This window comes from Methanogenium organophilum, from assembly GCF_026684035.1.
GTDB lineage: Archaea > Halobacteriota > Methanomicrobia > Methanomicrobiales > Methanomicrobiaceae > Methanogenium > Methanogenium organophilum.
This window is the reverse complement of the sequence record NZ_CP113361.1, coordinates 115384-128977: the sequence shown is the minus strand read 5'-3', so window position 1 is coordinate 128977 and position 13594 is coordinate 115384. Positions and strand designations below refer to the sequence as shown.

The window sequence follows — 13594 nt, the reverse complement described above, 5'->3', positions numbered from 1 at the left end:
TTCCGGCTTTAACTTTGTCGTGATTCATCTGAGATCAGCGTTTTTCGGCCGGTCTGTGTTCTCCGTTTGGAGAAACGGATCGGGCCTGGCTGGTTGGTGTGTGGGCCCAGTTCCTCTTCGTGGGGATGGCTATGGGGCGTATGAATCGGCGGCAGATCAGGATGTTTCCACGGATGGTGGGCAGGGTGGGGATGCCGGTGGTTATATGGGTGATGGCGGTTTTGTTCGCGTTTCCTGAGCATGTCCTGGCTGATGGTGTGGACCGACCTTTCAGAGAGCGGTGGTGCATCCGGTTTCCGGAATTTCGTTCTGGGTGACATGGACTATTACTCCGGCTCCCCCGTAATAAACAATTCGGCAGGTTGTGGATGTGATGCCATGCAGAATAGGGGACACATGGGATTGAGGTATATATGCTGCTTTTTAGACCGAGTTATCCTCCGGTGCGTTGCCCCTCAGTCGTTCGGATATTTTTGGCAAAAAAAAGATGAAACGTCCCCACCAATTCTAACGGGTGAGGCGTTCGAGCTGTTCGGTGATGAGGGGCAGTGATATCCGTCCGACCGGGGTGAGGGTGCCGTTGATCAGAACAATCGGAAGGGGGGGCTGATGATCCTCGACAATCTTTACCACATATGCCGGAACTTCATCATCCAGAAGTGTCAGTTTCAGTGTCACATCCGGGTAGCGTGCCTCAAGCTCATCTTTCAGGGCTGCAAATGCCTTCACCAGATTTTCCGAGGGTGCGCATGCACTCAGTTCGCAGGTGCGTGTTTCGTCACAGGGGAACGGCCCACATGCACCGTCTGAAAACCCGATAATCTCAATTTCAGTCATATCTGCCATTGCCGTAAACGTATATTCATTGCCCTTTTTATTCTCTGCGGAAATGGAATGCCCCGGTGACGGTTCATTTATCATGACTCAGACATTCGGTTCATCCCCGTTATGCACATGATGCCCGGGGGCAGAAATCACATGGATTCTTACGAGTTTTTAATAGGGATTCCTCCACAATACATATGGTTATTCAATGAAGGCGGTTCTGGGTCTTGAAAATGGTGAATATTATATCGGTGAGGGCTTTGGCGTTGAAGGCACCTCCTCCGGCGAATTAGTATTTTCCACTCAGATGGGCGGTTATATGGAGGCACTGTCTGATCCGAGTTATAAGGGTCAGATTCTGATGTTCACCTATCCGCTCATAGGGAATTACGGGGTGCACCCCGATAATTTCCAGAGCAGTAATGTTCATGCCCTCGGGTGTGTGGTGCGCGAGTTATGTAAAACGCCTGCAGCGCAGCCATCCCTGGGTGATTATTTTGCAGATAATGGTTTATTGGGTATTTCCGGTATTGATACCCGGAAACTGACTATTCAGACACGGTTGAACGGTACACTGGGTGCGGCACTAATCGTCGGGGACGATAATGGTGAATACGCCGTCGAATGTGCCAGAAACCAGCGTTCGATCACAGAGGTTGACCTCATCCCGCAGGTATCCTGTAAAGAGGCATACCGCATCGAAGGCACAGGAAAGCGTATCGCCGTTCTGGACCTTGGGGTGAAGACAAATATCCTCACAAGTCTGCACCGGCGCGGTGCTGACCTCTATATATTCCCCCACAATACCCGCCCTGATGTGATTGAGGCAATAAAACCCGAGGCTCTCTTCATTACAAACGGCCCCGGTGACCCGATGCGGGCCACAGAGCCAATCAAAACAATTCAGTACTTTATTGGGAAAATCCCGGTCTTTGGCATATGCATGGGTAATCAGGTGACCGCTCTTGCTCTGGGGGCGAAGACCTATAAGATGAAGTTCGGACACCGGGGGGCAAATCAGCCGGTGCGCTACTATGATGGGAGAATTTTCATCACCACCCAGAATCACGGATTTGCGGTGGACGGCGATTCCCTTCCGGAAGGCTGTGAGATGCTCTTCACCAATGTCAATGACGGGACCGTGGAGGGATTCTATTCTGAGGATCTTAATGTGTTCACGGTCCAGTTCCACCCGGAGGCCCATGCCGGTCCCTACGACACGGAAGCGTTGATCTTTGATATGATGTACCGGAGGATACCCTGATGCCGCTGAAACCTGAAATTAAAAAAGTGCTTCTGATAGGCTCCGGCCCGATTCAGATCGGACAGGCCGCAGAGTTTGACTTCTCCGGGTCACAGGCATGCCGTGCCCTCCGTGAAGAAGGGATTGAGGTCGTTTTGGTGAATTCCAATCCGGCAACCATTCAGACCGATCCGGGGATGGCGGATGTCATCTATGTGGAGCCAATCCGGGCTGAAATCATCGCAGAAATCATTAAAAAAGAGAAGCCGGACGGTATTCTCTCCGGCATGGGCGGTCAGACCGGCCTCAATATGACCGCTGAGCTGGCTGAGATGGGCGCTCTTGAGGGAGTTGAAATCCTCGGCACGCCCCTCGAAGCCATCTATCGTGGTGAGGACCGTGAACAGTTCCGTGACCTGATGGAAGAAATCGGGGAACCGGTGCCCCGGAGCATGATCCTCAACGATATGGGGCAGCTCGACGAGGCGCTGGAGATGGTTGGTCTTCCGGCAATCATCCGGCCTGCCTACACTCTTGGTGGTGCGGGCGGTGGTGTCGCATACACCGCAGATGACCTCAGGCGGATCGTTGAACTGGGTCTGCAGCGCTCCCGTATCCACCAGGTGCTCATCGAAGAGAGTGTCATCGGCTGGAAAGAAATAGAGTTTGAGGTGATGCGTGACTCTGCTGACACCTGCATTATCATCTGTGGGATGGAGAACGTCGATGCGATGGGTATCCATACCGGTGAAAGTGTGGTCGTCGCACCCATTCTCACTCTCAGGGACGATGAGTTCCAGAAACTGCGGACGGCGTCCATCAAGATCATCCGGGCACTGGACGTCCAGGGCGGCTGTAATGTACAGCTCGCATACCAGGACGGAGACTACCGTGTCATCGAGGTGAACCCGCGTGTGTCACGTTCTTCAGCGCTCGCATCCAAGGCAACCGGATACCCGATTGCCCGTGTGGCGTCGAAGATTGCCATTGGCCTGAACCTTGATGAGATCACGAACACCGTCACCGGATGTACCCCGGCATCGTTTGAACCGGCAATAGACTATGTGGTCGTGAAGGTGCCGCGGTGGCCGTTTGATAAATTCCCGAATGCGGACCGTACACTGACGACAGCGATGAAGTCCACCGGTGAAGTGATGTCCATCGGGCGCACGCTCGAGGAGGCGTTCAAGAAGGCGATGCGCTCTCTTGACACGGATATTTATTCCCACACCTCTGAGTCGGAGATTCGTATGCTCCTCGCAAACCCGACCGATGAACGCTTCGGGTGTATCTTTGATGCGTTCCGGGCCGGTTTCTCTGTTGAGGAAGTAGCAGAGCTCACTTTAATCGCACCGTTCTTCCTCGAAAAGATACGTAATATCGTGCAGATGGAAGAAACCCTTGCGGCAGGAAACCCTACACCTGAGACCATTAAGGAAGCGCGCCGGGCCGGTTTCTCCTCTGAGGAGATTGCCACCCTCTCCGGCATCTCGGAACAGATGGTGGGAGACGTGGGCGGCATGCCCACCTACAAGATGGTCGACACCTGTGCCGCTGAGTTTCCGGCGACCACCCCGTACTTCTACTCCACCTGGGAGGATGAGAACGAGATTGTCCATGACGAAAAGGAGAAGGTCCTCATCCTCGGGTCCGGCCCCATCCGTATCGGTCAGGGCATTGAGTTTGATTACTGTACGGTTCATGCCGTGATGGCTCTCCGGGAAGAGGGGGTTGAGGTGCATATTGTCAACAACAACCCGGAGACTGTCTCAACGGACTACGATACGTCAGACAGGCTCTTCTTTGAGCCGATGACCCTTGAGGACGTGACCAATATCCTGAAGTCCGATACCTACGCCGGTGTGATGGTGCAGTTCGGTGGACAGAATTCGGTCAATCTCGCCCTCCCGCTGGAGCGTGCGGTCGCGTCCGGAAACCTGAATACCAAAATCTTCGGCACTGCTCCTGACGCAATGGACATGGCAGAGGACCGGGACCGCTTCAGCCAGCTCTTAGAAGAGCTTGAGATCCCGTCCCCTGCCAATGGTTCTGCCTACTCGGAAGAGGAGGCATTTGCCATCGCAGAGAAGATTGGGTTCCCGCTTCTCGTGCGGCCTTCGTATGTCCTTGGCGGGCGTGCGATGGAGCTCGTGCATGACGAGATTGAACTCCAGACCTATATCCGCGAGGCGGTGCGGGTCAGCCGTCAGCACCCGGTGCTCCTCGATTCATTCCTGCAGAATGCAATCGAGATCGATGTTGATGCAGTATGTGACGGAACGGATGTCCTGATAGGCGGTATCATGGAGCACATCGAGGAAGCCGGTGTACACTCCGGTGACTCGGCCTGTGTCATTCCGCCCCAGTCTCTTACGGCTGACGTGATTGAGACGGTGCGGAAGTATACCAAAAGCCTTGCCGTCGGCATCGGCGTGGTCGGGCTCATCAACATCCAGTTTGCCGTCAAAGATGAGATTGTGTATATCCTTGAGGCCAATCCGCGTGCCAGCCGGACGGTGCCCTTTGTATCAAAGGCCACCGGTCTGCCGCTTGCAAAGATTGCCGCAAAGGTAATGTTCGGGCAGAAACTTGCAGATCTGGGGGTTTCAGAACCAGAGATGTCACATGTCGCCGTAAAGGAAGTTCTCCTGCCCTTCAACAAACTCCCCGGTGTTGATACTGTCCTCGGTCCGGAGATGAAGTCCACCGGTGAAGTGATGGGTATTGATTACGACTTTGGCCGTGCTTATTACAAGGCCTGTCTCTCTGCAGACAATGAACTGCCGCTTGATGGGAATGTATTCATATCGGTCGGGACTGAGAACAAGGAAGGCGTCCTTCCCGCTGCCCAGAATCTGCATGAACTGGGCCTGAAGATCTTCGGGACAAAAGGTACCGTGGAATTCCTCGAATCAAATGGCATCTCCGCGAGCCTTGTCCGGAAAGTGCAGGAGGGTTCCCCCAATGTCATCGATGTGATGCGCCGGGGCGACCTGCGGCTTATCATCAATGCACCCTCCGGAAAATACTCCCGGCAGGACCATGTCCGTATCATGCGGGCGGCGCTGGACTACAATATTCCCTATATCACCACCATTCAGGCAGCGAACGCCGCAGCACAGGCCATCCGCAGCCTGAAGACGGATGTTATCACGATTGAGCCGTTATCCCATTATCATGGCTGATCCCGAAACCAAACTGACATCCCCTTTTTTTGCTCACAATAAAACACCGTTTACTGCAGAATCTGACGGAAATCTTCTCTCTTCCGAGGCTGTCACAGAGTTTCGTGACATTATCCGGCAGTATTACCATGCGAACCGGCGGGAGATGGCATGGCGGGAGACGAGAGATCCCTATGCCATCTTCGTCGCAGAGGTGATGCTCCAGCAGACGCAGGTGGCACGGGTGCATACAAAATACCCGGAATTTTTGGCCGCCTTCCCTGATTTCGCCACTCTCGCCGAAGCACCGCTTGAAGAGGTGCTGCGTGTCTGGCAGGGGATGGGGTATAACAGGCGGGCAAAGATGCTTAGGGATGCCGCCCGTATCGTCATGGAAACATTCGGCGGCAGACTTCCTGAAACTCCCGAAGAGCTTGTCACTCTCCCCGGCATCGGCCCTGCAACAGCTGCATCCATCGTTGCGTTTGCATACAACACACCGGTTGTCTTCATTGAGACCAATATCCGGCGGGTCTTCATTCATTTCTTCTTTCCCCATGAGGAGAAGGTGCATGACGACCGTATCCGTCCTCTGGTCCGGCAGACGCTGTACCGGGAAAATCCCCGGGAATGGTACTATGCCCTGATGGACTACGGTGCGATGCTGAAGAATATTGTGGTAAATCCGAACCGGAGAAGCCATGGATATACCGTGCAGCCCTCCTTTGCCGGTTCTGATCGGGAAATCCGGGGGCGTGTCCTGCGCTATCTCTTAGAGGAGGGGCCAACCCGGCGGGATATTGTGGCTGCCGCCTGTGGTGATGATATCGACCGGACGGAAAAGATCATTCGAAAAATGATGGATGAATCTCTTCTGACGGATGAATCGGGGCGCCTGAGGATTGCATAGAGCTCACCGGGTGCCACATACATCTTAAATAGTCGTATCACGAAGCCTCAGGTATATGATACGAGTGATGTATCAGGTGGTGTATGAATGAAACAATCTTGTGCGTGGAAACCTTCTCTCCGGTATTCACCGGTATTGATGATTCTTTTTATCGTCATCATTGGATGTGCAATGACGGTTGGGAGTGCGGTGGCGGCAACGCCGAAAGCAACGGAGATGTGGAACTATTATCAGGCGACAAACATGTACGGCTGTGACATATCCCCTGATGTCGCATATGTGGCGGGCGGGACCTATAACGGGAAAGTGTTCCTCCTGACCATCGAAGGAGAACTCCTCTGGACTGCTGAGACGTATTCTCCGGTGTGGGGCGTGGCCGTATCCCGTGGGGGAGGATATGTGGTCGCCGGAACCGATATCGGAGACCTTCTGGTATATGACAAGGAAGGTGATCTGCTCTGGTCCAAACGGTTTAAGGGCATCATACATGATGTGGATATCTCTGCAGACGGGTCGGTGATCGCTGTCGCCTGTGCAGACGGAAAAGTGTACCGGTACACAAACCTGGGTTCAGAGGTCTGGGGGCAGAGTATGAGCTCAGCGGTGCTGTCTGTTTCCGTTACTGCGGACGGGAGTCTCATCGGGGCAGGGACCAAGGGATTTCTGATACGGGTTCTGGACAGTGAGGGACAGAAGGTCTGGAGTTACCAGATCAACGGGCAGGTATTTGGCCTGGACCTCTCCCCTGACGGGGCTTACCTGATTGCAGGAGGCAACGATGCGTATGTCTATATCTTCGATGATGCGGGTAAGATTGCAACCCAGCTGCGCACGGTAACTCAGGTCAACGGTGTTTCGGCTGCGCTGAACGGAGAATATTTTGCACTGGGCCGCGGGGACCGTGAAACAATGATCTATGATGTGGATGGAATGCCAATCACGCAGATGTCTGCTGCTGCCGGGGTAAATGACGTTTCCCTTTCGCCATCAGGCGGTTTCTGTGCGGTGGCCTCTTCTGACGGCAGACTGTACCTCTATTCCCTCCCGGTGGAAGAAGTGCCGGTTGAAACCGCCACACCCTGCCCGTCAGACACCCCGGTGATCGCTCCTGATGGAGAGGGTATTCTCTCGTTTTCATCAGCACCATCGGGTGCGACCGTCTATCTTGATAATGAAGTGAAGGGCATAACACCGGTGACCCTGCCGCTGCCGCCGGGACAGTATGAGGTTCTCATGCGCCTTGACGGCTATAACGACTGGACAACGACCATTAACCTCCTTCCGGAGGACACGGTCAATGTCGTCGCACAGATGACTGCCGCGACACCTGTATCCACACCTGTTCCTGTGGGATTCCTGCCGGTTTTGGGAGGGCTTTTCATCGCTGCTGTTTTTCTGCTGCGGCGTACGGATGAATGAACATCGTTCCGGTGTTCCCGAACCGGGAGTTTTTCTCCCCCCCCTTCTTGGAACCTGCTATTGTTATTGGTCAAATTCCTCTGTGTATCAGAACCGGTGAATAAGAAGAGAGTTCTCACGGGATACAGAAGGTCCATCGTTCTTATGGGGTTTTCCCCCAAGTGAATCTATTTTTCAGAGATTTTCAGGTCAGTCACCCTCTCTCTTCGGAATGGTATCGTCTTTTGTGTTTAACAAAGATCAGGAGATGGTGTGCTCCCTTCCATGCAAGTCTCCCCCGTGCCCTGATTCCTATATTTCACACCTGTTTAAAAAAACATTGAAATCTGTGTCTATTAATGGATGATCTGCTGAGGTACATATATTGGATCTCAATACGCTCCATAAAAATCTCATCACCATATATATGGTTTACATCAGGTAGTGCCTTATTTGGAGGTTTATCGAAATTTTCGATAATGTATGTCCTCATTGATCCACATGGCAGAAAACTGAATGAAAATATATGGAATATTTCAGATGAGTAGTGCGTTCTGCAATAAATCGCCATCAGATGAGGACAATTGGAAGCTGAGATTACAGAGCACCAGGTATCAAGAAAGATAAAATATGTCAAATACGGGAATTACCCGGATCTGTAGATTTGATCCGTAGTGGGGGAAATTAAAAAAAGGGTTTGGTATCACAGTGAAACATCAAACTCCCATTGTCCTGCAAGAGGTCCAAAATTATTGATTTCAACAGAAATTTCTCCTATTCCGGATGAAAGGGGTTCAATCCGGGACCGGTATGTATAGGTATAGTTACTGCTGCCGATAAGATTCATATCCCAGAGATATTTCTGTTCTCCGTTGTCTATACGGTAATAGCCTCCGGGCCTGTCTTCCGATGAGAGGGTATATGACCAGATGGTTCCATCATCCATTTCTGTATTATAAACAGGTTCGGGCACGTAAACCGAGAAAAAGAGTTCAGTGCTGTTTTCTGTTGCTTCAATCCTGTCAATCGTTATTGTTACTCCTTCACGTTTTTCAGACATATTGACAGGAATTGTTTTCCTAAGAATCTCACCCTCAGGTCGTATCCCGATTTCTGCTATCTTTTTGCCGGACTCACCCCTATAGACCATTTCTGTTTTGCCGTCCCATGTCATTACATCCGTAATTTCAAGAATATACAAACCAGGTGGGACTCCCACACCGTTGCCATTTAATGACGAATCCCATTTGATATCGTAACTGATATTTTCACCCGGAAGAATTGTGATGTCATCATCCCCACGTGGGTATCTTTGAACGGTCATAGATGGTTGAGAAAGATCCGCCGGATTTTTTATGAGAAATTTCGGAGGGTAATTTTCAATACTTACCGGTGAATTTCCAATGTTTGCAAATATTACCGTTATTGTACCATTGTCTCCCTGCACCATCCCGGAAGATTGGGAAACAGCATAAACCGCCAGTCCGTTGTAATCCCCTTCGGCAAAATCAGAACTTCGTAAAACAGATGTTGATCCTTCAGGATAATCCCATTCCGGAAGAATGATCCATTCCTCTTGTTCATCAGAACCACCGGGTGCAGTGCAGCCACAGATGAATGCGGCTGTAATTAGCAATATTGAAAATAAGATGAGTTTTAAAATGCTGTTTTCCCCCGTCATATGATCCACATTTTATCTTGTGTGTGTATATATATGTATGTGTATGTGTGGTTATGCCATATGATCCTGCCAGGTTTATTGTCGGGTATACAGTTTTTAGGGCAGGGCTGCGCAGACAATTTTGTTAAAGTCATAATTCAGACAGAATTTCAAAAAATGAATGGAATATTTCTGTAAAAACAAGTCATCGCCGTTCATATTTTCTGTACATATAAATCACACTCCCTGCGGCAGTAATCATAAGAATAATTCCAAATACACCAATCATTGAGCTTTCATTTACGACAATCCTGAGACTATCTGTTACTTCTTCCTGATCGGAGATCACATTTGTGGTAATCTTGTACTCGGAAGCTGCGATATCTGAAGGGGGTACAACCGTAAGGAATACCGTTTTTCTCTCTCCCGGTTCAATACTTGGTATTGTTTCTGGAGATGTGGTAATTTTCCACCCCTCAGGCGCAGAGACTTCGACTATTATATTTGTGAGGGCCACACCATTTCCGTCATTTAAAATTGTAACCGGTACCTCTGCAGTTTTGCCTTTTGTAATCTCATAGAGATATTTTTCAGAGAATACCTGCAGATCAGAACTCCCCTTTATTATTGCCTTAAGTTCTGTAATGTACTCCATACCGTCCGTTGAGTTGATAACTGAATTAAAACTATAATCTCCTTTCATTACTGAATACGGTGGAATTATTTCAAAAAATACGGTTTTTTCTTCACCCGTTTTTATGAAAATTTCTGACAATTCACTTTTAGAATCAATCGTCTCTTTGTATCGTCCATACCATCCTTCAGGCATATTGTTTGAGGAGAGACAGAAAAGATCATCACTTTTCCCTACATTCATGAGATCTATCTCATAAACGGGTTTTTGTCCAATCAATGAGGTTGTTACCGGAGTTTTTACATCGACATCAAGGCCAAAATTTTTTCTTTCAAGCATTACCGTATCAATGTCTTCTGTGTATCCGCTCTGAATATTTAGATCCTCAATCTCCCTACTTAAATAGCCGTTTTTCTCAATTAAAATCCGGTATTCTCCCTGATCAAGATCCGTTCGGATTTTTCCGTCTGCCATAGAGTAAACAACCATATCTGCAGATGTGCTTTTTCCCCGGAATACGGATACCGTAGCACCATCTATCTTTTCACCCTGCTCGTTAACAACTTCGAGTTTTAAGATACCATTTTCGCCAGCGTGTGACTCTTTTATTGTTATATATAGCCAGAGTTTTCCACTGTCAACGCTGAATCGAAATGGGTAGGTATCTTTAGGAGTATCTCCTGTGGTTTTTACTTCAAGCTGAATGGTGTCTGTTTCTCCTCCTGAATAGGCAATGCGGTCAATTTCCCCACCCTCTGTTAAAAACCTGAATTTCCAGTCTTCCTCACCTTTGAATGTATCAACACGCAGCATTTTTGGATAATTGGTGGTTGCCGAATTTTTAATGACAAGATCAAAAATGACGGTTTCACCAGCCTCTATAACTTTTCCAGGGTATTTACATGAGACCTTTATGTTTGATGCATCCTGTGTCTCCCCCATGACGGGATTTACAATCCCCCCAAAAAACATCATTATAACTGTGGTTACAAGGAGAATTTTCATAATTTTGTTGATTTTATTCATATAATCCATCCATTCATATTTATTTTTATAATCCACTCCCGCGGATTATAATGCCACAAATATTGTATTGGTTTTTTGATTGATGATGTTTCTGGGACAAACACCGAACTGATTACAAGTACATGCAATAGTTCAAATAATAATAAATATTTAAAAATCGAAAAACGTTCGAAAATGAAAACAGTTTATCCCAACAGGTTCTTCATTGCCCCTGTTTTGGTCAGTATCTGTTACAATGAGGATATTCTTTCTTTCTGTACAATTCTGTTTTGCTCAGTATACATATCGTTGGCGATATAATTCGGAATTGCATCATCGTATTCCTTTGATATTTCATAAAACGTGTACCAGCCTTCTTTTTTTGCATTCAGAATCCCAATATCGTTTAAATAATTCAGTTTTTCACTTACTGATGACTTTGATAGTTCTAAATTCTCAGCAATCTCTTTATTGGTGATGAGGGGTTTCGTAGAGGCTTCTAAAAGAATATTTTTCAGGGATTCATTATTCATGACAGAAATGATCTTCATTTCCTCCGGAGAATACGTTGAATTATTTATGAAATAATGGACCTTTCCATTATTTTGCACTGCTTTTACCTGTCCTTCATGCTCCATATTTTTTATGTGGTATTCAAATGTCCCTTTTTTCAGACCGGTTTTTCGCTGAAGTTCCCTGAAGTGCATCCCGGGATTCATTTTTATCAGGTCGTATATTGCCTCTTTTTTTTCTCTGGAACGGGATCTTGCTTGTTTTATTTTTACATAACAAATGTATATTGATGATTTGAAAACGATAAATGATTCAAGATTTATAACAGCCAGTTGTGGAAATATTGTCAGAAGTACTGCAAACCATACAGGGATTGGTTGTGCTTCATGGCCTATTTTACCATCAATTGCTGAACCGGGAGGTTTGCCCACATTTCTTGAAGGTGTTATGGTATATTCAGTCGCATCCGCTATTGTGACAAAAAAAAGCAAAAAGATGATGATGATTACCGGCAATTTCAAATTCATGACTCTCTGGGGATTTTCAACAGGAAACTGGTATCACCTGAATTAAACAACCTGCTCTCCGGAAACATCAAAGATAGATTTCCGGACAATATCATTCATTTGAATTATATTTTGATACAACATATATTTTATGGGACAAACACCGAACTGATGGCGAATGTATGTTGAGATTCAAATAAAATTTGGAATAAAATAACATTGCAAAATGGAAACAGTTTATCCTAACAGGTTCTTCATTGCCCCTGTTTTGGCCAGTATCTGTTACAATGAGGATATTCTTTCTTTCTGTACAATTCTGTTTTGCTCAGTATACATATCGTTGGCGATATAATTCGGAATTGCATCATCGTATTCCTTTGATATTTCATAAAACGTGTACCAGCCTTCTTTTTTTGCATTCAGAATCCCAATATCGTTTAAATAATTCAGTTTTTCACTTACTGATGACTTTGATAGTTCTAAATTCTCAGCAATCTCTTTATTGGTGATGAGGGGTTTCGTAGAGGCTTCTAAAAGAATATTTTTCAGGGATTCATTATTCATGACAGAAATGATCTTCATTTCCTCCGGAGAATACGTTGAATTATTTATGAAATAATGGACCTTTCTATTATTTTGTACTGCTTTTACCTGTCCTTCATGCTCCATATTTTTTATGTGGTATTCAAATGTCCCTTTTTTCAGACCGGTTTTTCGCTGAAGTTCCCTGAAGTGCATCCCGGGATTCATTTTTATCAGGTCGTATATTGCCTCTTTTTTTTCTCTGGAACGGGATCTTGCTTGTTTTATTTTTACATAACAAATGTATACTGATGATTTGAAAACGATAAATGATTCAAGATTTATAACAGCCAGCTGTGGAAATATTGTCAGAAGTACTGCAAACCATACAGGAATCGGTTGCAGTTCACGGACTATTTCACCATCAAATGAAGTCCCCGGGGGTTTGCCCACATTTCTTGAAGGTGTTATGGTATATTCAGTCGCATCTGCTATTGTGACAAAAAAAAGCAAAAAGATGATGATAATCACGGGTAATTTCAAGATCAGGTCCCTCTAATATTCTTAAACAGTAAATTGGTATGTCCTGGATGAGGCAACCTGTTCTCCGTAGACTAATGGGCTGATGGAATTGGCGGCATCCTTTTTTGCCGAAACAGTTTGAACCAGAATAACTGAAATCAGCAAGATTGCTGGGATTGCGCATAATCTGATCCCGGATATTATCATTTGTTCATTTTATAATTTAATTTGATATAATATTTTTGGGACAAACGCCGAACTGATCCGGATTTGGTCTAATAAACACATAAATTTCTGTGAATAGTGTATATATTTCCTTATTAGCTTATTCCAAATTATAGTCGCAATCTTTGGTAGAATCACCTGCTTTCATGAATACTTGCCGATTTCCGTATCGATTTATCATATCACAATTATGTATGTTAACAGAAGCGCAACCCATTTTATGAATTTTATTGATGGTGTTTCCCAAATAATCAGGACGGGAAATAATTGTTTTTGGCCCTGTGGAAATCCTCAGAGATAAACCAGACCATAAAAGAGAAGAAGACAAGCTATACCTGAAGATAACTTCTTTACCCGGCAGAATGGTAATTTTGCTTCATATTTACTGCCTCATTGATTGTACTCATCTTATTTTCTCAACATTGGTATCAGGTATCATTATCCGGACGATGGGAATAGGACATGCT

General features: G+C 46.8%; 10 protein-coding genes. 4 read left to right on the top strand and 6 right to left on the bottom strand.

All coding sequences use genetic code 11. The features are described 5' to 3' along the window. Positions 1–8: 8 nt before the first annotated feature. Entirely contained in the window at positions 9–320 is a 312-nt protein-coding gene (locus tag OU421_RS00615) for a hypothetical protein (protein WP_268186638.1), read from the bottom strand. Between the two features lie 187 nt (positions 321–507). Then, the gene (locus OU421_RS00610; RefSeq protein WP_326493510.1) at positions 508–921 is read right to left on the bottom strand and encodes a hypothetical protein; all 414 of its coding nucleotides are present in this window, start codon (positions 919–921) and stop codon (positions 508–510) included. A 112-nt stretch (positions 922–1033) separates the two neighbouring features. Between OU421_RS00610 and carA the strand changes: the two genes are divergently transcribed. The 4 genes from carA to OU421_RS00590 all read left to right on the top strand — a co-directional run bounded on the left by carA (position 1034) and on the right by OU421_RS00590 (position 7561). Continuing rightward, entirely contained in the window at positions 1034–2089 is a 1056-nt protein-coding gene (gene carA, locus OU421_RS00605) for a glutamine-hydrolyzing carbamoyl-phosphate synthase small subunit (protein WP_268186637.1), read from the top strand. Continuing rightward, complete coding sequence (gene carB, locus OU421_RS00600) at positions 2089–5253, top strand: carbamoyl-phosphate synthase large subunit (protein WP_268186636.1); 3165 nt, start codon at positions 2089–2091, stop codon at positions 5251–5253. The genes carA and carB overlap by 1 nt, the downstream gene beginning before the upstream one ends. Next, positions 5246–6142, top strand: a complete 897-nt coding sequence (locus OU421_RS00595; protein ID WP_268186635.1) for an HhH-GPD family protein — start codon at positions 5246–5248, stop codon at positions 6140–6142. The genes carB and OU421_RS00595 overlap by 8 nt, the downstream gene beginning before the upstream one ends. Positions 6143–6229: 87 nt before the next feature. Then, positions 6230–7561 (top strand): PEGA domain-containing protein, encoded by a 1332-nt coding sequence (locus OU421_RS00590; RefSeq protein WP_268186634.1) that lies wholly within the window; start codon positions 6230–6232, stop codon positions 7559–7561. Positions 7562–8243: 682 nt separating this feature from the next. Here OU421_RS00590 and OU421_RS00585 read toward each other — a convergent pair. The 4 genes from OU421_RS00585 to OU421_RS00570 all read right to left on the bottom strand — a co-directional run bounded on the left by OU421_RS00585 (position 8244) and on the right by OU421_RS00570 (position 12911). After that, the gene (locus OU421_RS00585) at positions 8244–9176 is read right to left on the bottom strand and encodes a hypothetical protein (protein ID WP_268186633.1); all 933 of its coding nucleotides are present in this window, start codon (positions 9174–9176) and stop codon (positions 8244–8246) included. Positions 9177–9405: 229 nt separating this feature from the next. Beyond that, positions 9406–10896: an NEW3 domain-containing protein gene (locus OU421_RS00580; protein WP_268186632.1), complete on the bottom strand. Its 1491-nt coding sequence runs from the start codon at positions 10894–10896 to the stop codon at positions 9406–9408. A gap of 194 nt (positions 10897–11090) precedes the next feature. Further along, entirely contained in the window at positions 11091–11879 is a 789-nt protein-coding gene (locus OU421_RS00575; RefSeq protein WP_268186631.1) for a winged helix-turn-helix transcriptional regulator, read from the bottom strand. Positions 11880–12140: 261 nt separating this feature from the next. Then, a complete protein-coding gene (locus OU421_RS00570; protein ID WP_268186629.1) occupies positions 12141–12911 on the bottom strand; it encodes a winged helix-turn-helix transcriptional regulator in 771 nt (256 codons plus the stop codon). Positions 12912–13594: the final 683 nt, after the last annotated feature.